The sequence below is a fragment of the Stenotrophomonas rhizophila genome (genome assembly GCF_003751305.1).
In the GTDB taxonomy this organism is placed as follows: domain Bacteria; phylum Pseudomonadota; class Gammaproteobacteria; order Xanthomonadales; family Xanthomonadaceae; genus Stenotrophomonas; species Stenotrophomonas rhizophila_B.
Window position 1 is genome coordinate 199189 of record NZ_RJKV01000003.1, and the last position, 24651, is coordinate 223839.

Annotated in this window: 8 protein-coding genes; 7 read left to right on the forward strand and 1 reads right to left on the reverse strand. The window is 65.9% G+C overall.

Going from position 1 to position 24651, the window contains the following annotated elements; genetic code table 11:
• Window positions 1–168: 168 nt before the first annotated feature.
• The 7 genes from EDF74_RS15990 to EDF74_RS16030 all read left to right on the forward strand — a co-directional run bounded on the left by EDF74_RS15990 (window position 169) and on the right by EDF74_RS16030 (window position 23581).
• Window positions 169–1881, forward strand: a complete 1713-nt coding sequence (locus tag EDF74_RS15990; protein ID WP_184997350.1) for a ShlB/FhaC/HecB family hemolysin secretion/activation protein — start codon at window positions 169–171, stop codon at window positions 1879–1881.
• A 69-nt stretch (window positions 1882–1950) separates the two neighbouring features.
• Entirely contained in the window at window positions 1951–18267 is a 16317-nt protein-coding gene (locus EDF74_RS15995; RefSeq protein ID WP_148045965.1) for a hemagglutinin repeat-containing protein, read from the forward strand.
• Window positions 18268–19792: 1525 nt separating this feature from the next.
• Window positions 19793–20167, forward strand: coding sequence for a hypothetical protein (locus tag EDF74_RS16010; RefSeq protein WP_123731042.1), 375 nt, complete (start codon window positions 19793–19795; stop codon window positions 20165–20167).
• Complete coding sequence (locus tag EDF74_RS16015; RefSeq protein WP_184997335.1) at window positions 20154–20441, forward strand: hemagglutinin repeat-containing protein; 288 nt, start codon at window positions 20154–20156, stop codon at window positions 20439–20441. Before EDF74_RS16010 ends, EDF74_RS16015 begins: the two co-directional genes overlap by 14 nt.
• 913 nt (window positions 20442–21354) lie before the next feature.
• On the forward strand, window positions 21355–22110 hold the full coding sequence (locus tag EDF74_RS16020; RefSeq protein ID WP_123731044.1) for an N-acetylmuramoyl-L-alanine amidase: 756 nt from the start codon (window positions 21355–21357) through the stop codon (window positions 22108–22110).
• Window positions 22107–23282 (forward strand): murein transglycosylase A, encoded by a 1176-nt coding sequence (gene mltA, locus EDF74_RS16025; protein WP_123731045.1) that lies wholly within the window; start codon window positions 22107–22109, stop codon window positions 23280–23282. The genes EDF74_RS16020 and mltA overlap by 4 nt, the downstream gene beginning before the upstream one ends.
• 5 nt (window positions 23283–23287) lie before the next feature.
• Entirely contained in the window at window positions 23288–23581 is a 294-nt protein-coding gene (locus EDF74_RS16030; RefSeq protein WP_123731046.1) for an immunity 53 family protein, read from the forward strand.
• Here EDF74_RS16030 and EDF74_RS16035 read toward each other — a convergent pair.
• Window positions 23578–24408 carry a hypothetical protein gene (locus EDF74_RS16035; protein WP_123731047.1) on the reverse strand — a complete coding sequence of 277 codons (831 nt, stop codon included), beginning with the start codon at window positions 24406–24408 and terminating at the stop codon, window positions 23578–23580. The two genes, EDF74_RS16030 and EDF74_RS16035, sit on opposite strands and share 4 nt — an antisense overlap.
• Window positions 24409–24651 lie beyond the last annotated feature (243 nt).

Here is a 24651-nt window from a genome sequence, read left to right on the forward strand (position 1 = left end):
AGCATCACCTTTTCACAGTGCCGTCTTCACACTTCAGCCGACAGGCGGTCGTTCAAGGCCCTGTTTCCGGTGCCCCGATTCCTTTAAAGTTCCGGGCCCGCCCGCCGCTAACCTGCCGGCCGGCACGGATTCTTGCCAAGGAAGAGCGTGAACGTGCAACAAGGACGTATGGAACGCAGCCGCGCGCTGCGGTGGCGGTTGGCTGTGGGTGTCGCATTGGTCGTGGCCTGCATGCAGGCCACCGTGTGCGCGCAGGTCGCCCCCCCGGATCAGGAACTGCTGCGCCAGCAGGAGCGCGAGCGCGCCTTGCGCGAGCAACAGGAAGCCACGCCCGACGTGCGCCTGCAAGCCACGCCGGAAGAAGCGGTGGGTCGCCTACCGGCTGACGAATCGCCCTGTTTCCCGATCCAGCGCATCGCGCTGGAGGGCGAACTGGCCGATCATTTCCGCTGGTCACTGCGCGCGGCCGATCCGAGCGACGATCCGGCCACCGGCCGTTGCCTGGGCACCGGCGGCGTGGACATCGTGATCAAGCGCATGCAGAACGCGATCATCGCGCGCGGCTACGTGACCACCCGCATCCTGGCCGCCCCGCAGGACCTGAAGACCGGCACGTTGACACTCACCGTAGTGCCCGGCCGCATCAATGCGGTCCGCTTCTCCAGCGAGGAAGGGCGTATGCCCGCGTTGTGGAATGCGCTGGCGGTGGGCCCCGGCGATCTGCTCAACCTGCGCGATATCGAACAGGCGCTGGAAAACCTGCAGCGCGTCCCCACTGCCACGGTCGACATCCAGATCGCCCCGCCGAAGGAGGGCGCACAGGACAAACCCGGTGAAAGCGATCTGGTCATCAGCTGGGCGCAGCGCGCACCGGTGCGCGTGAGCCTGACCCTGGATGACGCCGGCAGCCAGTCCACCGGCAAGCTGCAGGCCGGCGCCACGCTGTCGCTGGACAACCTGGCCGGGCTGAGCGACCTGTTCTACGTCAATGCGGGCAAGTCCGTGTTCAACGGCAGCGACCGCGGCACCGACAGCTGGTCCACCCACTACAGCGTGCCGCTGGGCTGGTGGCTGCTGGGGGCCAACGCCAGCGAATACGACTACCGGCAGACCGTGGCCGGCGCCTACGAGAGCTATGAGTACAGCGGCTCCAGCCGCAATGCCGAGCTGCGCCTGACCCGCATGCTGTTCCGCAATGCGCATGCCAAGACCAGCATGCACGCGCGCGGCTGGTACCGTGAATCGGACAACTTCATCGACGACACCGAGATCCTCGTGCAGCGCCGGCGCATGGCCGGGTGGGAGCTGGGGATCGCGCACCGCCACTTCATCGGCAAGGCCACGCTGGATGCGAACCTGGCCTACCGCCGCGGTACCGGCGCGTTCAACGCGCTGCAGGCACCGGAAGAGGGCTTTGGCGAAGGCACCGCGCGCGGCAAGGTGGTGACCGCCGATGCGCAGCTCACCGTGCCGATGCAATGGGGCCGGCAGGCACTGCGCTATACCGGCAGCTGGCGCGCGCAGTGGAACCGTTCGCGGCTGGTGCCGCAGGACCGCTTCTCCATCGGCGGCCGCTACACCGTACGCGGCTTCGACGGGGAACTCTCGCTCACCGGCGAGCGCGGCTGGCTGCTGCGCAATGAACTGGCCTTTGCCATGGGCGGCGGTGTCGAGAGCTTCGTGGCCGTGGACCATGGCCAGGTGGGCGGACCCTCGACCGAGTGGCTGCTCGGCGACCGCCTCACCGGCATGGCGCTGGGCCTGCGTGGCGGCTCGCGTCACGTGCAATGGGAAGGCTTCGTCGGCAGCCCGCTGCACAAGCCCGATGGCTTCCAGACCGCCTACACCACCTTTGGCATGAACCTCGGCGTCTCGTTCTGACGCCAGCTGTACGGCCCTGCGCGCCGCTGCGGCGCGCGACCCCACACCGCATTGAAAGGAAGCAACGCCGTGAATCGAGTCTATCGCCTGGTTTTCAACCGTACCCTGGGTGTCATGCAGGTCGCCTCCGAACTGGTGACCGCACCCCGCGGGGGCTGCGATGCGCGCGGCGGCAACACGATGGCCACGCTGCGGCCGATGAGCTTTGCGCTGTGGCTGGTGCTCGGTTGGGTAGGGCTGGTACAGCCGCTGTCCGCGCAGCAGGTGCCCGATGCCGGCCGCATCATCGCCGACCCCGGCGCACCGGCCCAGCAGCGGCCCACCGTGATCACCTCGGCCAACGGCACACCGCAGGTCAACATCACCACGCCCAGCGCGGCCGGTGTCTCGCGCAACCAGTACCAACAGCTCGATGTCGGCCGCCAAGGCGTCATCCTCAACAATTCGCGCACGGACGTGCAGACGCAGATCGGTGGCTGGGTGCAGGGCAATCCCTGGCTGGCCACCGGCACCGCGCGGGTCATCCTCAATGAGGTCAACGGCAGCAACCCCAGCCACCTCAACGGCTATGTCGAAGTGGCCGGCGCCCGTGCCCAGGTGGTCATCGCCAACCCGGCCGGCATCCAGATCGACGGTGCCGGCTTCCTCAACGCGAGCCGGGTCACCCTGACCACCGGCACGCCCATCCTCAACAACGGCGCGCTGGATGGCTACCGTGTCCAGGGCGGCGCGATCCGCGTGTCCGGTGCGGGCCTGGATGCCAGCCTGACCGACTACACCGACATCATCACCCGCTCGCTGCAGGTCAACGCCGGTATCTGGGCCAACCAGCTGCAGGCCAGCCTGGGCACCAACGTGGTCAGTGCCGACCACAGCAGCGTGACCGCACAGGCTCCGGCCGGTGGCACACCGGCCTTCGCGCTGGACGTCGGCGCGCTCGGTGGCATGTATGCCAACCGCATCTGGCTGGTCGGCAACGAGCATGGCGTCGGCATGAGCAACGCCGGCAAGATCGGTGCGCAGGCCGGCGAACTGGTGGTCACCGCCGATGGCCGGCTGGAGAACACCGGCGCGCTGCACGCGCAGCAGGACACCCGGATCACCGCCGCCGGCGGCGTGGCCAATGCGGGCACGCTCAGCGCCGAGCGCGAGCTGCGCGTGGACACGCCCGCCGATCTGGACAACAGCGGCGGCACGCTCAATGCCCGCCGCATCGAGGTGAACGCCGATGCGCTGCGCAACCGCGGTGGCAGTATCGAACAGGTGGGTGCCCAGACGCTGCAACTGAGCGGCGCGGACATCAGCAACGAGCAGGGCCGGATCGGCACGGTGGCCAGCACCTCGCCGGGGCAGGAAACCGGCGGCGGCACCACCGGCGGCACTACCGGACAGCCGGGCAGCGGCGGCACTCCCGGCACCGGCACGCCCACGCCGGGCCAGGGCGGCACCGGCGGTACCACACCGCCCACGCCCACCGCCCCGCTGGCGGCCGGCACGCTCAACATCGCCACCTCGCTGGACAACGACGGCGGTGCCATCGATGCCACCGGCATCCTGCAGCTGAGCGCCCGCAACAGCCTGGACAACAGCCGCGGCACGCTGGGGGTACAGACCCTGCAGGTGCAGGGCGAAGCGCTGCGCAATGTCGGCGGCCGGCTGGAGGTGCAGGGAGCGGCCTCGGCCCAGGTGCAGACGCTGGACAACAGCGGCGGCCACATGGCGCTGGCGCAGACCGTCCAGCTGCAGGCACAGTCGCTGTTCAACCGCGGCGGTACCCTCGCGCACGGTGGCAGCGCGGCCACCGCCTGGTCCATCGGCACGCTGGACAACAGCGACGGCAGCCTGGCCAGCAACGCCACGACCTTCGGCCTGGACCTGGGCCATCTGATCAACACCCGCGGCAGCCTCAGCCATGCGGGCAGCAACGGGCTGCAGCTGCGCGCTGATCGCCTGGACGGTGTGCAGGGCACCATCGCCACCGCCGGCGACATCGCCCTGCAGCTGGGCAGTGCCGACCACCGCAAGGCGCAGTTGATCGCCAACCAGGTGAGCCTTGCCGCCGGCGACTTCGACAACCGCGGCGGGCGGGTGCTGTCCACCGGGCAGCAGGTCAGCGCGCTCAGTGTGCAGGGCACGCTGGACAACGGCGACGGCGGCACCCTGGCCAGCAACGGCGACCTGCAGATCACCGCAGCGCAGCTGGGCAATGCCGGTGGCACCGTGCAGCAGGCCGGCACCGGCAGTCTGCATATCGATGCGGTCAACCTGCAGGGCCAGGGCGGCACCGTGCTCAGTAATGGCAGCCTGGTGGTACAGGGCGATACCACCAACCTGCGCGATGGCACCACCTCCGCGCAGCGCATCGCGATCACCACCGGCGATCTGATCACTGCCGGTGGCACGCTCACCTCGGCCGGCACCGAGGTACTGGACCTGCAGGTGGCCCGCACCCTGGACAACACCGGGGGCACGCTGGGCAGCAACGGCGCGCTGGCCATCGACAGCACCACCTTGATCAACAACGGCGGCAAGCTGATCGCCGCCGGCACCGGGCAGACCACGCTGCACGCCAGCGAAGCCCTACACAACCAGGGCGGCACGCTTTCCAGCAATGGCGACCTGCGCATCGATGCCGAGCGTCTGCTCAATGGCGGCGGCAGCATCGATCATGCCGGCAACGGCACGCTGCAGATCACCACCGCCAGCCTGAGCGGCGGCGAAGGCAACATCGCCAGCAACGGCCTGCTGCAGTTGCAGGCGCAGACAGTGGACCTGCACAAGGCCACGACCCGCGGCCGCGAGGTCGACATTCGTGCCGGGTCGCTGGACAACACCGGCGGCACCCTGCTCTCGCTCGGCGAGCAGGCCATGCAGCTGCGCATCAGCGGCAGCCTGGTCAATGACGGGGGCACGCTCACCGCCAACGGCGCGCAGCAGATCGAGGCAGGCGCGCTGACCAACCGGGGCGGCGCGTTGAACTCGGCCGGCACCGCCGATACCCGCCTGATCGTGGCCGGCATGCTGGACAACACCGGTGGCACCGTGGCCAGCAATGCAGGCGCATTGCAGCTGCAGGCAGGTGCAATGGTCAATGCCGATGGCACGATCAGCCATGCCGGTCAGAACGGACTGTCCATCACCACCGGCCGGCTGGACGGTCAGCGTGGTCGCATCGGCACGGCTGGCGCGCTCGAGCTCAGCGCCGGAGCTGTCGACCATCGCGGCGCGTCCGTGGCCGCCGAGCAGCTGGACATCACCGCGCAGTCGCTGGACAACCGCGGTGGCAGCATCATCGCCACAGGCACTGCCGCCAACACGCTGCAGGTCACCGACACGCTGGACAACGGCGATGGCGGCACCCTGGCCAGCAATGGCGATCTATCCATCAGCGCCAGCACCCTCGGCAACGCCGGCGGCACCATCCAGCAGGCCGGCACCGGCACGCTGGCCATCAAGGTGGACACGCTCAACGGCCACGCCGGCACGCTGCTCAGCAACGGCGCGCTCGACCTGCAGGGCGACACGCTGGATCTGCGCAATGGCACCACCTCGGCACAGCAGATCCGCATCGACAGCGAGCGCCTGATCACCGCCGGTGGTCAGCTCAGCGCGCTGGGCACCCAGGCACTGCAGGTGCAGGCACGCGCCCTGCTGGACAACAGTGGCGGCACCCTCGGCAGCAACGGTGCCGTGGACATCAACGCCGGCCGCTTCGTCAATGACCACGGCAAGCTCATCGCCGCTGGCGAGGCCGCCTCGCAGGTGCGCGTGACGCAGCTGCTGGACAACACCGGCGGCGCGATCTCCGGCAATGGCGATCTGCGGATCGAGGCCGAGGTGCTGCGCAATGCCGATGGCACCCTGGTCGCGGCCGATGCGCTGCACCTGCAGGGCGAGACGCTGGACTTGCGTGATGGTGCGGTGGGTGCCACGCAGATCACCGTGCAGGCCGGCAGCCTGGACAACAGCGGTGGCACGCTCAGCGCCACCGGCACAGCGGACATGCGCCTGCAGGTGCGCGAGCAGCTGACCAACGATACCGGCACGATCGCTGCCAACGGTGCCCAGCACATCGAGGCCGGCGCGCTGTCCAACCGGGGTGGCACGCTGAGTTCGGCCGGCACCGGCAACAGCCAGATCCACGTAGCGGGTCAGCTGGACAACAGCAAGGGCGTGATCGCCAGCAATGCCGCTGCACTGGAAGTGGCAACGGGCAGCCTGCACAACATCGACGGCACCCTCAGCCATGCCGGCACCCAGGGCCTGACCCTGAGCACCGGGCAGTTGCTGGGCCAGGATGGCCACATCGTCACCGCCGGCGCCCTCACGCTCACCGCGGGCGAGGTGGACCACCGCGGCGCGACCCTGCAGGCCACGCAGATCGCGCTGGCGGCACAGGCGTTCGACAATCGCGGCGGGCAACTCGTGGCCACGGGTACCCAAGCCAACCACATCGACGTGGCCGGCGCCCTGGACAATGGTAACGATGGCCTCATCGCCAGCAATGGCGACCTGACCCTCAACGCAGCGCTGCTCGGCAATGCCGGCGGTACCGTGCAGCAGGCCGGTAGTGGTCTGTTGGCGATCAACGCCGCCATCCTCAACGGTGCCGGCGGCACCCTGCTCAGCAACGGCACGCTGCACGTGCAGGGCGATACCACCGATCTGCGCGCTGGCACCACCTCGGCCCAGCGCATCCGCATCGAGACCGGCGATCTCACCACCGCCGGCGGCACGCTCACGGCCACCAGCACCGACGCACTGGCGCTGCAGGTCCGCGGCCGCCTGGACAACACCGGCGGCACCGTGGCGACCAATGGTGCGCTGGATCTGCGCGCCGCCACGCTGCTCAACAACGATGGCAACCTGCAGGCCGCAGGGACCGCCGCGAGCCAGCTGAGCATCGACCAGGCGCTGCAGAACCGCAGCGGCAAGATCCTCACCAGCGGTGATCTCAACGTCACCGCGGCCAGCCTGGACAACCAGGGCGGCACGGTCCACAGCGCCACCGACCTGAGCGTGGGCGTGGATGGCCTGTTGGACAACAGCAACACCGGCCTGATCGCCAGTGGCGGCGATGCACAGTTGCGCGCGGCCACGCTGGACAACCGCAGCGGCAGCATCGAACAGGCCGGCGAGGGCCAGCTGCAGATCGATACCGGCACACTGCAGGGCGCTGGCGGCCGCATCATCAGCAACGGCGCGTTGACCCTGCAGGGCGACGCACTGGATATCCGCGGGGGCACCACCGCCGCGCGCGAGGTCACGGTGACCGCCGGCAGCCTGGACAACGCCGGTGGCACGCTCAGCAGCACCGGTGAGCAGACCATGGTGCTGCAGGTGCGCGATGCGCTGGGCAACGATGGCGGCACCATTGCTGCCAATGGCGCGCAGCAGATCAGCGCCGGTACGCTGTCCAACGTTGCCGGTACGCTGAGTTCGGCAGGAACTGCAGACACCCGCATTGAAGTCGCTGGCCAGTTCGACAACACCCTCGGCACCCTGGCCAGCAACGGCGGCGCCCTGACGGTGCAGACCGGCAGCCTGGTCAATGACACCGGCCGGATCCACCACGCCGGCCAGAACGGCCTCACCCTGCAGACCGGCAGCCTGCAGGGCCAGAAAGGCAGCATCGCCACCGCCGGCACGCTGACCCTGCGTGCGGACGCGATCGATCACCGCGACGCCACCCTCAGCGCCGGCCAGCTGAACATCGTCGCGACCGCACTCGACAACCGTGGTGGCACCGTGCTCTCCACCGGCACCCAGGCCAACACGGTGCGGGTGGATGGCACCCTGGACAACGGCGACGACGGTACCCTGGCCAGCAACGGCGACCTGCAGATCACCGCGGCCACCCTCGGCAACGCCGGCGGCACCGTGCAGCAGGCCGGCACCGGCACGCTGAGCATCACCGCCGCGACCCTCAATGGTCAGGGCGGTACGCTGGTCAGCAATGGTGCGCTGGCGCTCAGCGGCGACACCACCGACCTGCGCAACGGCACCACCTCGGCGCAGCAGATCCGCATCGACACCGGTGACCTGACCACCGCCGGCGGCAACCTTGTCGCCACCGGCACGGGGCCGCTGGCGCTGAACGTGCGCAACCGCCTGGACAACACCGGCGGCACCCTGGCCAGCAATGGCACGGTGGAGCTGCACGCGGCCACCCTCATCAACAACCAGGGCACGCTGCAGGCGGCTGGCGCGGGCAGCAACCAGCTGCAGGTGGGCCAGGCGCTGGAGAACCGCGGCGGGCGCATTCTCGCCACCGGCGCGACCGTCATCGGTGCGGCCAGCGTGGACAACCACGGCGGCACCCTGCAGACCGGCGGGGCGTTGACCCTCGGCGTGGATGGGAGGCTGGACAACAGCGGCCAGGGTGTCATCGCCAGCGGCGGCGACGCGCACCTCACCGCCGCCACCCTGGACAACCAGACCGGCAGCATCGAGCACGCCGGTGAAGGCACGCTCGCCATCGAGGTGACCGACCTGCACGGTGCGGGTGGCCGCATCGTCGGCAACGGTGCGCTGCAACTGAAGGGCGATACGCTCGATCTCAGTGGCGCCACCACCGGCGCACGCCAGGTCACGGTGACTGCCGGCAGCCTGGACACCAGCAAGGGCACGCTCACCTCCACCGGCACGCAGGCCATGACCCTGCAGGTGGACAGGGCGCTGACCAACAACGGCGGCACCATCGCCGCCAATGGCGCCCAGCAGATCACGGCCGGCGCGCTCTCCAACATCGACGGCACGCTGAGCGCAGCCGGCACCGGTGATACCCGCATCAACGTGCTCGGCACGTTCGACAACACCCGCGGCGATGTGGCCAGCAATGGCCGCCAGCTGCAGATCGATGCGGCTCGCCTGATCAATGAGGAAGGTACCCTCAGCCATGGCGGCACCCAGTCGCTGAGCCTGACGGTCGGCCAGCTCGATGGTGCGAAGGGCACCATCGTCAGTGCAGGCGCACTGGCGCTGCAGGCCGGTGCGGTGGACCACCGCGGTGCCACCCTCAACGCAACCCAGCTGACCGTCCAGGCCGAGTCCTTCAACAACCAGGGCGGCACCGTGCTGGCTACGGGCGCGCAGGCCAGCAGCCTGACCGTCAGTGGCGTGCTGGACAATGGCAACGGCGGCACGCTGGCCAGCAATGGCGACCTGCAGATCACCGCGGCCACCCTCGGCAATGCCGGTGGAACCGTGCAGCAGGCGGGCACCGGTACGCTGGCGATCAACGCTCACACCCTCAACGGCCAGGGCGGCAAGCTGCTCAGCAATGGCAGCCTGGCGCTGATCGGCGAGAACACCGACCTGCGCGATGGCACTACCGCCGCGCAGCGCATCCGTATCGAGACCGGGGAACTGGTCACTGCAGGCGGCACACTCACCGCCACCGGCACCGACGTGCTGGCGCTGAACGTGCGCGGCCGACTGGACAACACCGCCGGCACCCTGGCCAGCAATGGCACGCTGGATCTGCGCGCCGCGCAGCTGCTCAACAACCAGGGCACCGTGCAGGCGGCCGGGGCGGGGAGCAATCAGCTGGCCATCGGCGGTGCACTGGAGAACCGCGGCGGTCGCATCCTGACCACCGGCAATGCCACGGTCACCGCCACCGGCGTGGACAACCGCGGTGGCACCCTGCACAGCGACGGCAGCTCCCGCTTGACGGTGACCGTCGATGGCCTGCTCGACAACAGCGCGCAGGGCACGGTGTCGTCGGGTGGCAACGCGCACATCACCACGCAATCCCTGAACAATGAAGCGGGCACCCTGGCCGCCGGGGCCGCATTGCAGCTCGACACGGCCACGCAGGTACGCAATACCAACGGCTTGATCCAGGCCGGTACCGATCTGCGCGTGACCAGCAGCGGCATCGACAACCACAGCGGCCGGATCATCGCCGGCACGGTGGATCTGGATACCCGCGGCTACACCCTGGACAACCGCGCAGGCACCGTGGCCAGCCTGACCGGGGGCGCCGCGCTGCGCACCGGCCAGCTGGACAACAGCGGTGGGCTGCTGCAGTCCGCCGGCAACCTGCGTATCGACACGGCCGGCCAGGCCCTGATCAACACGAATGCCAACGGCAACGGCATCAACAGCAGCGGTACGCTGGAGATCCACAGCGGTGCGTTCGACAACCGTGCCGGTTCGGTCTTTGGCCAGGGCGCGATCACCGTCACTGCCAGCAGCGTCGACAACACCGCCGGCGGCGCGCTGGTGGGCGCAGGCGACCTGACCCTGCGTGCGCAATCGGTGGCCAACGCCGGCGGCAAGATCACGGTGGGCCGCAATGCGGACATCGTCCTGCCCGGCGCGCTGGACAACCGCGGGGGCCTGGTGGCCGCCGGTGGCACGCTCGCCCTGCAGGCGGGCAACATCGATAACCGATACACCCTGAGCGCGCCCACTGGCCCGGCACTGGGCCTGCAGGGCAAGCACCTGCAGCTGGGCACCGGCAGCCTGGACAACCAGCAGGGCCAGATCCTGGCCGACACCATGGTGGTGCAGGTGGGCGGGCTGCTGAACAACAGCGGCGGCCAGATATCCGCCGCCGAGACGTCCGATATCCGCGCCGACAGCATCGCCAACGCCGGCGGTTCACTGGTGGCCGGCAGCAACCAGATCGTGCGCACGCGTGAGATCACCGGTGACGGCAAGCTGCTCTCGCAGGGCGACATGACCCTGGAGCTGGGCCAGAGCCACACCAACACCGGCGAGCTCGCCGCCAACGGCACGCTCACCCTGGCCATCCAGGGCAACCTGGACAACCTGGGCAAGCTGCAGGGCGCCGGGGTGAACATCAGCGCCGGCAACATCCACAACGCCGCTTCCGGCGAGATCAGCAGCGTCGGCCTGACCCGGCTGGTGGCCAGCGGTGAGCTGCTCAACCGCGGCCTGTTGGACGGCCGCATTACCCATATCGACGCCGGCACGCTGAACAACATCGGCACCGGCCGCATCTACGGCGACCACATCGCCATCCAGGCCGGCACCCTCAACAACCTGGCCGAAAACGTGGGCGGCGCCCAGCGCTCGGCCACCATCGCCGCACGCCAGCGTCTGGACCTCGGCGTGGGCGTCCTGAACAACCGCGGCCAAAGCCTCATCTTCAGCGATGGCGATGCGGCCATCGGCGGGGCGCTCAACGGGCTGACGGCCGTGGGCAGCGCACAGCGCATCGACAACCTCAGCTCCACCATCGAGATCGCCGGCAACCTGGACATGTCCGCGCTGGCGGTGAACAACATCCGCGAAAACGTAGTGGTGCAGCAGCAGACCATCCAGCATGGGCCGGTCACGCTCAACCAGCCGGGCTGGTTCAAGAACGGCAACAACACCGCCCGGAATCTGCGCGACACCTCCAACTTCCAGCCCTACGAGGTCTATTACCTCAATCCGGATGACATCCTGGAAGACACCGCGTACATCACGCCCGACGGCCAGCAGATCCGCCGGGCGGTGGTCCGGCTGACCGCCAACACCAGCGCCTACTACTTCGCACGCGGTGGCCTGGACGGCGAGCGCGGCGAGCGCTCGCGACTGCCCGCGCAGGACGGCACGGTGGTCATCTACTACGTGGGCCGTGCAGACAGCCGCAACAATCCGGACCAGCTGGGCGCCGGGGCCGAAGATCCGTTCCGCGATCTCTCGATGATGCCGCCGGGAAACCGGCAGTTCCGCTACGACTCGGACACCCTGGCCTACAACAACGCCTACGGCACCTGCACCACCACCTGCGTGCGGTTGATCACCTACCCGGACTACGACAATCCGGAGGCGATGCTGATCAACATGCAGCGCCACACCAGCAACACCAGTGGCAATGAGAAAACCCGCGTCGCCACCCGTACCACCACCGAAGACGTGCTGGTGTCGGCCGGTGCCGATGCCGTGATCAATGCCGGTGGCCACATGCGCATCGCCACGGATGCATTGCGCAACGAGTACGCCAGCATCGCCGCCGGTGGCAACCTGGCCGTGGTCGGGTTGAACGTGGGTGAATCCTCGATCATCAACACCGCCAAGACGCTGTTCCGCACACATAGCTTCAGCAATGTCTCCATCACCTATGGCGGCTCGCGCAGCCAGTGGAGCGCCGCGCCGATCTCCGAGCAGATCGGCGTGCTGGGTGCGGGCATCACCGCCGGCGGCAAGTTGAGCATCGATGTCGGCAACCTGCGCAACGAGAACACCGGCCGCGACGCGCCGAACGTGCGCGATGGCGACAGCATGGCCAACCTCAACACCGGTGGGCCGGGCGCAGGCTCGGTCGGCGCGGGCGCAGGCGCGGTGCAGGGACCGGGGCAGAGCAGCGGCCAGGGCGCCGGCCCGGTGAACGCACAGGGGCCGACGGCGGCCGGCGCAGCACACGGTCAAACCGGCAGTGCGGTACAGGGGCCGGGGCACGCCGGTGGCCACATCGCTGATGGCGCGCACGGCCAGGGACCGTCTGCGGCCGGTGCCGCACAGGGCGCGGCAGGCCAGGGCCTGCAGGGTGCCGACCGCACCAGCGGCCAGCTGGCCGATGCCGCCAACGCCCAGGGGCCAAGCCAGGTCGGCTCGGCGGGCCCGGGCACGGGCACCGTGCAGGACATCGTGGCCGGGCAGGCAGCACAGGCCACGGCCACCGGCCCGGGGGCCGTGCAGGCCGGTGGCCACGCCGGCAGCGGTGGCAGTGCCGCACTGGCCAACAAGCAGGCCGTCGCCGCCGCCGGCAATGACCCGCACGTGGTGGTCACCACCACGCCCAACGCCAGTGCACCCAGCGCCAGCCTGTTCAACGTCGATGCCAACCGCGGCAGCTACCTGGTGGAAACCGACCCGCGCTTTGCCAGCTACCGCAGCTGGCTCAGCTCGGACTACCTGCTGCAGCGCGCCGGCTATGAGCCGTCGCAGACGCAGAAGCGCCTGGGTGACGGTTTCTACGAACAGAAGCTGGTGCGCGAACAGATCGGCGAGCTCACCGGCCGCCGCTTCCTCGATGGCCATGCCAGCGATGAAGACCAGTACCGCGCACTGCTGGAGGCCGGTGCCACCGTCGCCAGTGCGTGGGGCCTGCGCCCGGGTGTGGCGCTGACCGCCGAGCAGATGGCCCGTCTCACCAGCGACATCGTCTGGCTGGTGGAGCAGGACGTCACCCTGGCCGACGGCACCACCGTGCGCGCGCTGGTGCCGCAGGTGTACCTGCGGGTGATGCCGGGCGATCTGGATACCAACGGTGCGCTGCTGGCCGGTGCCGACATCGACATCAAGCTGCGCGGCGACCTGGTCAACAACGGCGCCATCGCAGGGCGCCAGCTGGTGAGCATCGATGCCGGCAACATCCGCAACGTCAGCGGCGGGCAGATCAGCGGCCAGCAGGTCGGCCTGCAGGCCACCCACGACATCGACATCATCGGCAGCACGGTCACCGCCACCGATGCACTCGGGCTCAAGGCCGGTGGCAACATCACCGTCGCCTCGACCACGCGCGAGTGGCGCGACAACGGCGACCTGCTGGTGCAGCAGACCACCACGCTGGATCGCGTGGCCGGGCTGTACGTGACCAACAAGGACGGCGCCGGCGTGCTCAGCGTCAATGCGGGCGGTAACGTGGAGCTGCGGGCCGCGCAGCTGGCCAACGCCGGGACCGACGGCCTGACCGCCATCGTGGCCGGTGGCGACCTCAGCCTCACCTCGGTGGCCGAGCAGAGCAGCGTTTCGCTCACCCATGACGCCCGCAACTTCAACAGCCAGAGCCAGTCGATCAACATCGGCACCACCATCAGCGGTGCCGGCGATGTGGTGCTCAAGGCCGGCAACGACCTGAACCTGACCGCCGCCAACGTCTCGGCCGCCAACGCACTCGTGGCCCAGGCAGGGCGCGACATCAACAGCGTTGCCGTGGTGGACACGCGCACGTTCGACAGCGGTGCCAAGAGCAAGAACGGCTCGCGCGAGGTCAGTGCCGCCGATGGCTGGGTGCTGGGCAACCAGCTCACCGGTGGCGAAGGCGTTGCCCTGCAGGCCGGCCGCGACCTCACCCTGCAGGCCACCACGGTGGACAGCAGCGACGGCGGCGTGCTGCTCTCGGCCGGGCGCAACCTGGCGCTGACCACCGCGCAGGAAACCCACGATCTGGTGGTGGACGAAACCACCCGCAAGAAGAAGACGCTGTCCAGCACCACCACCACTACCCATGACCAGAGCTCGGCCAGCTATGCGGTGGGCAGCACCATCGGTGGCAAGACGGTGGACATGATCGCCGGCAACGATGTGACCATCACCGGCTCCACCGTGCTGGCCGACAACGACCTGCGCATCGCCGCGGCCAACAACATCACCATCGAATCGGCGCAGGACACCTACAGCGAGGCCAGCAGCTTCAGTCAGAAGAAATCCGGCATCACCGGCGGCTTCGGCAATGGCGTGGCGTCGGTGGGGTACAGCAGCGCCAAGTCGGACAACCAGAGCGCCAGCCAGTCCACCACCCAGGTGGGATCGGCGGTGGGCTCGATGAACGGCAATGTGCAGCTCAACGCCGGTAACCAGCTCACGATCGCGGCCTCCGACGTGGCGGCTGGGCAGGACCTGACCCTGATCGGCAAGGACATCAACCTGCTGGCGCGCCAGGACACGGTGGACAGCCAGATCAGCCAGTCCAGCAAGTCCAGCGGCTTCTCTATGGGCGTCACCTACGATCCCACCAAGGCTTACCGCAGCGCCCGCGATTCCACCACCGACGGGATGGCCGACAGTGGCTCGATCATGGGCGACATCACCCGCAACGCCGAAGGCACCGCCTCCGGCGTGCGTGCGGCCACCACGTCGGTGGTGGTCACCGGCGGCAGCCAACGCTCCAGCGGCAACCAGGCCCACTCCACCAGCGACGCCCGCGTCGCCCAGCTGAGCGCGGGCGGCGACCTCACCGTGATCGCCAACGGCGGCTCGATCTACAGCCAGGGCGCGCAGATGGCGGCCGAGGGCGATGCCCTGCTGCTGGCCACCAAGGACATCGTGTTCGATGTCGCCCACAACACCGAATCCAGCACCAGCCAGAGCAGCGGCAAGGGCTGGGGCTTCGCCAACAACACCAGCGGCTTGCCGTTCGGCACCAACAACTCCCGCAGTGACGGCAGCGGCCAGAGCGACACCATCACCGGCACCCAGCTGTCCGTGGGCGGTGGCGTGCGCATGGCCACCACCGAAGGCGACATCACCCTCACCGCCGCGAACATCGCCGCCGAAAAGGACGTGACCATCCGCGCCGCCGGCAACCTCACCGTGCAGAGCGGCCAGGACACAGTGAGCAACGCCAACACCGCCGACAGCAAGGCCATCGGCACGGTGCAGATCTCCGACACCGAGAAGTTCGCCGGCTGGCACCGCCAGCAGCACGACGACGACAGCGGCATGGTCTCGCAGGTGGCCAGCACCATCGGCAGCCTGGGCGGCAACGTCAACCTTGGCGCGGGCGGCAAGTACACCCAGATCGCCAGCAACGTGGTAGCCGCGCAGGATGTCAACATCACAGCGGCGGAGATCGAGTTGCTCACTGCCAACGAGACCGGCTATAACTCGCAGAGCGACAAGGACCTCAAGATCGGCGTGTTTGCGCGGATCAAGTCGCCGTTCATCGACCTGATCAACAACGTGGATTCGGCGCGGCAGTCGGACGGGCGCCTGCAGGCGATGCAGGGCATGGCGGCCGGTGCCAATGCGTATCAAGCGGGCAGTGCGATCGCCAGTGCGGCCAAGGGAGGCGGCGCGTCGCTGCTCAGTGCTGAAGCCGGCATCGGTTTCAAGTCCGCGAGCAGCAGCGCGGACGGCAGCAGCACCGTCTCGCGCGGCTCCACCATCCAGGGCGGCGGCAACGTCAACCTGACGAGCACCAGTGGCGATATCCATGTGGTGCAGGGCAACCTCAGCGCTGGCAACACACTGTCGCTGGACTCGGCGCGCGACATTCTGCTGGAAGCCGGCCAGGCCAACCTGCAGAACAAGAGCAAAAGCAACAATGCTGGCGCTGAAGTCGGCGTAGGCGTGTCGGTGGGCGCGCAGACCGGCGTGTACGTGTATGCAGAGGCCAGCGTAGGCAGCAGCAAGTCCAGCGCCGAAAGCAGCACCTGGCAGAACACCACCCTGATCGGCAGCAACATCTCGCTGAAGGCGGACGGTGACACCACCCTGCGTGGCGCCACGGCCACTGCTGACCGGATCGACGTCAAGACCGGTGGCACGCTGACCATCCAATCCATGCAGGACATCGCCGAAAGCATGTCGAAGGAGAACCAAGTGGGCGGCCGGGTGCAGGTCTCGTTCGGCACCGCGTGGGACGCCAGTGGGTATGCCAGCGTGGGCAAGGCCAATGGAAGCTACAAGGGTGTGGGTGAGCAATCAGGCTTGTTCGCAGGCGATGGTGGTTATCACGTGGACGCCGGCCACGTGAACCTGGTGGGCGGTGCGATTGCCAGTACCAACGCGGCCAATAGCGAACTGAGCGCTGAGACGTTTACCTTTACCGACCTCAAGAACGAGATGGACTACCGGGCCAGCTCGGCGGGCATCAGCGGTGGCTTTGGGTCGACTGGCAATGCAGCCACCGACGCCAATGGCGACCCCGTGCCTGCACCGGGCGCGGCCGGACAGTTCAAGGACATCGGTAGCACGATCCGTAACGGAGAGTACGGCGCGGCGAATAGTACGTCCTTCAGCCCGGGCATTCCGATGTCCGACAGCGGGCACGACAGCTCCACCACCTACGCAACCTTGACCGGTGGCAACATCACCATCGGCGGCAGGAAGGTCGACGCCGCCGACCTTGGGGTGAACACAGACGCCAGTGCTGCGCACCAAGCGCTTGAAGGGTTGCCAGACCTGCAAAAAATGCTGCAGGAGCAGCGCGCCATGGCGCAGGCTACGGGCACCGTTGTAGATGCGGGTATGCGTATTCGTGCGGGCATCAATGCATCGATTGATGAGGAAAATGCGCGCAAGGAAGATGCCAAGAAACAGCTCGCCGACCCCGCGCTTCGCGATTCAATGAGTCAAGAGCAGAAAGCTCAACTCATAGCGACGGCCGTCGAGGCCGACCGTGAAATCGAACGCCTGCAGAAGGTTGGCGTTCTGGTAGGTGCGATCACGGGCGGCATCGCGGCGTCCTCCGGCAGCACGGGGCAGATCGTGGCGGGTACTCTTGCACCGGTGATCTCGTACCAGATTGGCCAGTATTTCAAGGAGAATGCGGCCAGGAACGAGATGGACAACGGCAAGCGTGGCGAAGAGGGAAGCGCCACGCATCTGCTCGCGCATGCCCTGCTGGGCGCAGCGGTGGCCTCGGCAGGCGCTGACGACGCCCTGCTTGGCGCGTTGGCTGCCGGCGGTGCCGAGGCAGCTGCACCCTCCATCGCCAAGTTCCTCTTTGGCAAAGAGGGCAAAAACCTGACGGCCAGCGAGCAGGAAACGGTAAGCTCCATCGCCGGCATGGGAGGCGCGCTGCTGGGGTCGTTCCGGGACGGACTGCTCAGCGCAGCACTAGGTAGCAATGCAGCAAAGAATGCCGTCGACAACAATTGGGGCGAGGTGGGGCACTACTCCACGATGGCGACCATCCTCTATTTGGCCGGCTTCAAAGAGACCGATGCAAAAGCAATTGCCCTGGCTGCGTGGTCACCAGATACGGATTCCAGAAATGCCTTGAGCGAGCCCAACATTCTTAATGGCAAGGATCCAAACGCCCCGCAGATCGCCGATCACCTGCTCACCGGTGAGCAGGACCCAGCAAAAGTCAGGGAAGCTCAGGAATACTGGAAAGACCAAGTGACTGCTGTACTGTCTGACATCAAGAAGTATGAAGACGACCCCGAGATGAAGAAGAAAATCCTGCGTGACCCGAAGACGCAGAGGGCATTGCACGCTTTTGGTGACTCTTTCGCGCACGTTAAGGCAGATGGTACTCATTTCGACCCGCAAATTGGCCATGGACGCGAGTCGGTCGCCAACAGCGGAATCGAAGATCCCGATAGCCCCTACACGCACCAAGGTGCGTATTTGGATTACAGTCTCGCCATCTACAGTGCGGCAACTACTGCGTCCAAAGAAGGAGCCCTTCAAAGCGCAGACTATATAGCGCTGCTCGCGAAGACGGTGTCTGGTGCAAAAAAAGAGGAAACGCAAATGCAGATTCTGGATGCATCAGCGGCGTTTTTCATGTCCGGACGGACTTCTGGACTTGTCGAATCGCCAGTGAAGGAGTGCATGTTCCTGTTTTGTAAGTTCATAAGCGTTGGTGGAAGGATCAATCCCGAGATTGAAAGGGTATATCTTTCTGAGTTGCCCGTTCCGACCTTTCCCCCAGTGGTTGACTGGGCAAAAATGAATAACATCGGCTGGTGAGGCGATCTATGGGCACGTCAGGTTTTTCGGCAGGGCAGGTACTACGCAAGGCTGCTGATCTGGCACACCTGCTCGTATGGGCCTTCTTCCTTAGTTACCTGTCCTTGTCGACCTATGGGCGCTTATCGGTAGATGGACCGGATCTTCGTCCGCTTTTCCTGGGCCCGTACTCCGGCCACTTCTACATGGCGTTCTGGATGACGCTGTTTGGAGTGCCAGTCCTTACTGCGGTAGTCGCCGTCCACATAGCTCGTACCTCAAAGATCTTCTACGCGGAGACACTTGTAACGGCTGCGGCTTGGTGCATGCTCCTTTACAATCTCTCGTTCCTCAGGGGATAGGCGAGGAGCTGGCCGCGCTTCCGGTCTCTTGATCATTGACTAGACCGTGACGTTTGCAGATTTCGGTCGCCCCAAAACATAGCGAACAAGCCGCTCCGGCGAACCAATGGTACTGAAGTGCCGGTTGCTACGAGCTAGTGGAGAGTATCTGAGCGATCCGAGTGCAAATGGCCTAATCAACATCACGGTTCCAGGTGCACACGCCCTTGATCCCGGATTTGTAATCCGCCAAGTGGTGCCTGATGGATATGGTGGCTTCTCCGTATCCACCCAAAGGGTGGGGAACCGGAAGCAGTCGTAAGCTCCCCCCGGCAGCCAGACACCCGATAGATACATCGTTCCGGGATCTTTAACCAGCCGGGAAGTTTCATGCGCACAACGGATTCGTCGAAACGCAGATCATCACGATCCTCAAGTAGGGCGATGCCGGGCTTGCGGTGAAGGATTTATGTCGCCAAGCGATACCAGCACAGCGACCTACTACCAAGTAGGCGACCGGCGCATGTATCGTTCGGCACCGCGTGGAGCGCCGACGGCTACGCCAGCGCAGGCAAATCCAACGGCAGCTATCAGGGCGTTGGCCAGCAGTCCGGCCTGTTTGCCGGTGACGGTGGGCCCCCCGTCGGTGCCGGCCACGTGAACTTGGTGGGCAGTGCGATCGCTAGTGCCAATGCCACCCACCTTTTGAATCCTATAATCTCTGAGATTTATCAGGTTAAGAAGCCCGCCGCCCCAAATGGTGACGCGCCCAAAGGCAAGCAATAGCCGCACAATTTCTACTAAGAAGCGCGAGAGACTATCGAGACCATGAGTAACCGTAAATTCGTATTTCTATGGTTGGCTGTGATCGTTCTGGCAATCGCCGTTCCCGTACGCGTACTTTTCGATCATAAGTTGATGTTTCAGTGGCTCGCCGCTGCGATGATCGTTGCGTACTTCGCCACGTGGTCGTTAGCGGTCAGGGCGCGGAGAAATGCGATCCCTAGTCGTATCGAAGTGAGCGTTGCGGCGATTGCTTGGATCTCACTGCTGTTGAGTGCGGTTCTATTGGTACTGAGGATGCCGACTTCGTGAGATCGTCATCTGATGGGGTGGGACTGGGAGCCGATCCCTTACGCAGTCGGTAATGAAACGATACGTCTTGTGATCACGGCAGGATCGGTTGAGATGGTAGAGGGTCTGCTATGAATATGATGAGTAGTGAGAAGATGGGCGACGTGTTGAAGAAGATATATCTAGCTCTCTGGGTGGAGTGCTTACTGTTTTGCGTGATTCAGTTGCTCCTTGTGCCTGCTATTTTGCTGCCTGAATCCTGGTTGGCCGATGGGAGCGGGTCTCGGGCACGATTTGGCGAAGCACTGCAGTGGGGTGTCCAGCACTACCCGGCTTCCTTCTCGCTGTTCAACCTTGTCCTCATTCCTCTCATGGTCGTGGCGTTCATTGGCCAAGTTGGTTGTGGGCTCCGCCCGTCCCGTTCCGAGGTGGGGCTGATGATGGCAGTGCTGAGCCTGCTCTTGCCGTTCCAGATTGGAATATTCGTTGTATTTGTCATTTCATAGCAGCAAGAGCAGCAATGCGGGTGCGGAAGTGGGCGTCGGTGTCGCGGTAGGCGCGCAGACCGGCGTGTACGTGTACGCCGAAGCCAGCGTGGGCAGCAGCAAGTCCAACGCGGACAGCACCACCTGGCAGAACACCACGCTCACCGGCCAGAACATCTCGCTCAAGGCCGAGGGTGACACCACCCTGCGCGGTGCCACCGCGATAGCCGCGTTGGCCGGAAGTACGGCCTGTGCGCCGGGGACGGCGGGTACCAAGTTGATGCCGGCTACGTGAACTTGGTCGGCGGGGCGATTGCCAGCACCAACGCATTTGAACAGGCGGTCGAAGCTGATGATGCCGCGCAGGGAAAGAGCTGGCTTTCCAGGATTCTAAAAATGGAAACTAGCGCTCTCGAAGAGCGCTGAGTAAGGCGCAAAAAAGTCGCATGGGCGAGGATCGATGACAAATTGCACCTTCGAGTTTTGCAATGAGTCGGAACTGCCCGCGGACCTAGAGCATCGCGTTGCCGGATTGGGCGAGTATGCCCTTCCCCGCTGGCATCTCAGATTGGTTGGTCGAAGCCGAATGTTCCGAGCGACTGGACCAGGTAGATACCGGGCTTGCGGCCCGTGGTCAGTTCAATGAGGATGTCGTACATGATGCAACGTTCTTACATTTTTTCCTGGGTAGTGTGCTTGACCAGCTGGGCGGCAGTGCTGACCAACTACGTAATGAGCTACAGCTTCCTGGGCTGCGACGGCAGAGGTTCGTTTTCGCTCTCGCTATGTCAGTTTTTGCGACCTTGCATGGGTGCTTTTCTTGTCATTGCGTTTGTATCGCTGCCTGCACTGACTCTCGCCCTGATTGTGCGTGTCGCTATGTCCCGTCGGTTCCGTCGGTGGGAGACGCTTCTTGCTACGGGATCGCTGCTCCTGTTCGCGGCAAGTGCAACATTCTTTCCATCTTCATAGGTGAGCAGCCAATCAACGGTGTCTGCGCGCCAGCGGTCTCCAGATCATGCGTTCAGGTAGCACGCCATCGTATCGCTACAAGGCTGATGGGAGAGGGCAGTGGACCGATCCGAAGGGATCGAACGTTGGCGAAGTGCCGGGTGGGGGTAGCCGACGTCCCTAATGCATCTCATCCGTTCCAGAGCGACGTAAAGGTACTCATCAAAGCCTTTCCTCTCGCCGGGTAGAATGCCCCCATGACCCGCTATCGCCTGTTGCTACCCGCCCTGCTGGCGCTGTCCCTGGCTGCCTGCAGCACCACCCCGCTCGAGCAGCGCAGCCCGCTCGCCACCTGGGTGCCGTCGCCGAACCACAACGCGCGCGCGCCAGTGGTGATCGTGCTGCACCATACCGATCAGCACTCCGTGCAAGAGAGCCTGGATACGCTGCGCAGCGCCAACAGTGGCGGCAAGGTCAGCTCGCACTATCTGGTCGGGGCCGATGGCCACATCTACCAACTGGTGGGCGATGACCGCCGCGCATGGCATGCCGGTCCCGGGCGCTGGGGCACCATCACCGATCTCAACTCGGCCTCGATCGGCGTCGAGATCGACAACGATGGCGACACGCCGTTCGCACCGGCACAGATCGCGGCCTTGATCCGCCTGCTGGATGACCTGTGCACGCGCCTGCGCATCCCGCCCAGCCAGATCATCGCGCACGCCGATCTGGCGCCGTCGCGGAAGCAGGATCCCAGCCGTTTCTTCCCGTGGCAGCAGCTGGCCGAAGCCGGTTTCGGCGTGTGGCCGCGCGCGACCGATGGCCCGGCGCCGATGGGCTTCGATCCCTGGATGGCCCTTCAGGCCTTCGGTTACCCGATGGACGACCGGGCGGCCGCCGTCGGCGCCTTCCACCGCCGCTTCCGCGGTCGCGACGATCTCCCCGCAGATCTCGATGCCGAAGACGCCCGCATCCTGCACTCGCTGCTGCTGCAACAGGAACGCCGCCCATGAAGTTCACGCCCGTCCTCCCCGCACTCAAGCACGCCGCGCTGATGGGGGTGGGGTTGGCGCTGTTGAGTGCCTGCGCGGTCGCGCCGCAGCGCTCGGCATCACCAGCGCCTGTGCAAACCAGCACTTACGCGAAGGCAAATTGGAACGCATTGCCTGCCGTCGCGGACGCCGATCTGCAGGCTGGCTTTGCGGCCTGGCGCAGTGCCTGCCCACGCCTGAAGACGGAGGCCAACTGGGCAACCACCTGCGCCGCAGCGGCCAATGTCGCCACCACGCCGGCCGCCATCCGCCAGTTCCTGCAGGCGAATCTCGACGTCTATGCCCTGCGCGCCGGTGGCAGCCGGGCCGACGGCCTGATCACCGGCTACTACGAGCCGATCTATGCCGGCAGCGTCACCCGTACCGTCAAGGCATCGGTGCCGGTGTACGGCGTGCCGGACGACATGGTCAGCGTCCAGCTCGACAGCCTCTACCCCGAACTCAAGGGCAAGCGGCTGCGCGGCCGCGTCGAGGGGCGCGTGCTCAAGCCGTATGACGATGCCGCGCGGATCGCCGCGAACGGCGTCAAAGCACCGGTGCTGGCCTGGCTCACCAGCCCGATGGACCTGCAGTTCCTGCAGATCCAGGGCTCCGGTCGCGTGCAGCTGGGCGACGGACGCCAGCTGCGCATCGCCTACGCCGACCAGAATGGCCATCCCTATCGCCCCATCGGTCGCTGGCTGGTGGAGCAGGGTGAGTTGAAGCAGGCCGATGTGAGCATGGCCGCCATCCGCGCCTGGGCCGATGCCCACCCGACCCGCGTGCCCGAACTGCTGGCCAGCAACCCGAGCTATGTGTTCTTCACCCGCGGCCCGGACAGCGACGAAGGCCCGCGCGGCTCGTTGAACGTGCCGCTGACCGCCGGCTACAGCGTCGCGGTGGACCGCAACGTCGTGCCACTGGGCAGCCTGCTGTGGCTGTCCACCACGCGCCCGGACGGCACCGCGCTGGTGCGCCCGGTCGCCGCGCAGGACACCGGCGGTGCCATCACCGGCGAAGTGCGCGCGGACCTGTTCTGGGGCACTGGCGATGCGGCTGGCGAGCTGGCCGGGCACATGAAGCAGAAGGGTACGATCTGGATGCTGTGGCCGAAGGGTGTGGCGTTGCCGAAGGCGCCTGACAAGAGCGAGTGACACCGATGGATGAACTGCAGCGACTCCAGCACTGGTATCGAAGGCAGTGCAACGAGGACTGGGAGCATACGTTCGGGGTCACTATCGACACCCTTGATAACCCCGGCTGGCACGTCTGCATTGATCTCATCGAGACGGAGCTTGAGCAAAAGCCCTTTGCATCAATCAGCCGCGGGGATTCGGAAGATGATGCGAGCTGGATCATCTGCAAGATTGAGAAATCACAGTTCGTTGCTAGCGGCGGCGCTGGCAACTTGACTGAGCTGCTGGGCATATTTCTCAGCTGGGCCGAGGCTTAGCACTCGCGATTATCGGTGGACATGCTGCAAGACGCCCAACGATCACGGGCGGGAGTCGATGCGTGGACGACGCCAAGGTGCACGAATCCGTCATACATGATCGATGTGTCATCGATGACGATCTCCCCGATCCTATGCGGGCCCTGCCTGGCAAGCCCAAGATCCTGCACTTCGCAGACAGGAGCGCAGGCCCATGCCGTCCCCCCTGAGTGAGTAAAAGCAAGCGCTCGATAGGGCTCGTCAAACATCTGGCGGGATACCCCATCCCTTCCTTCCGCGCCTGCCTTTCGAGCATGAGCGTTGCCCAGCAAGGTGACGATCTTGGCGTTCGAGTAACGCGAAAGCGCCTGCAGGTTGTCGGTGATCTCATCTCCGCCACCAAAGCCAGAAGATCCGACGGCAACCACCGTGACGTCTGCACCACTCTGGCGTAGCTCTCGAAGACGATCCAACATCGCGTACATCGCAATGCTGGTTCTCCCGTCCTGCGAATCCCGCGTCCAGAAACTGGATTCCACCAATATCCCGCGTGCCGGCTCCAATGCCTTCGTGCTCATGAAGCTATCTAGAGCGGCCTGCTCGCTGGATGGGTGTTCAATGCCGACGATGACGGGACTGCTACGCGCCAGGTTGCAGATCCAGTCCGCGACAAAGCGGGGAGCCTCGGCCGTGCCATGTATCTCGCCAAAAACCAGGATTCGCGGGAGATCGGACCTGCCTGACGGCACACTCTCACAGGCCGTGCCGCTTTCGTTGCGATCAAATCTGGAACATGCGCTTGAGAGGATCAAGCAGATGGTGAGCGCAGCCAGCAGCGTGCAGCGCATTGGTCCCTCCGCACGCGTGGCTGGGCAGCTGTTCAACTGAAATGCTCCGCACAAAGATCTGCCGTGCGCGGTGCGCTATCTGATATCAAGCAATCATCCACGCTGGGCCAATCTTCCGGAGCTTGCTCCGGCGCTGCCTCGTTACAGAGGAATGCAGATGAATCCGTCATCATTCTCACGTGCCGATCTCGCTCCTTGATCCGCAGATGTTGCTGCAACGAAAGGTTCCGGAATAGATATCTG

Excerpts from the sequence above, each read along its gene's own strand:
- EDF74_RS16035 (WP_123731047.1), bottom strand. The coding sequence starts at position 24,408 with ATGCGCTGCACGCTGCTGGCTGCGCTCACCATCTGCTTGATCCTCTCA.
- EDF74_RS16010 (WP_123731042.1), top strand. The coding sequence starts at position 19,793 with ATGAATATGATGAGTAGTGAGAAGATGGGCGACGTGTTGAAGAAGATA.
- EDF74_RS16020 (WP_123731044.1), top strand. The coding sequence starts at position 21,355 with ATGACCCGCTATCGCCTGTTGCTACCCGCCCTGCTGGCGCTGTCCCTG.
- EDF74_RS16030 (WP_123731046.1), top strand. The coding sequence starts at position 23,288 with ATGGATGAACTGCAGCGACTCCAGCACTGGTATCGAAGGCAGTGCAAC.
- mltA (WP_123731045.1), top strand. The coding sequence starts at position 22,107 with ATGAAGTTCACGCCCGTCCTCCCCGCACTCAAGCACGCCGCGCTGATG.
- EDF74_RS15990 (WP_184997350.1), top strand. The coding sequence starts at position 169 with ATGGAACGCAGCCGCGCGCTGCGGTGGCGGTTGGCTGTGGGTGTCGCA.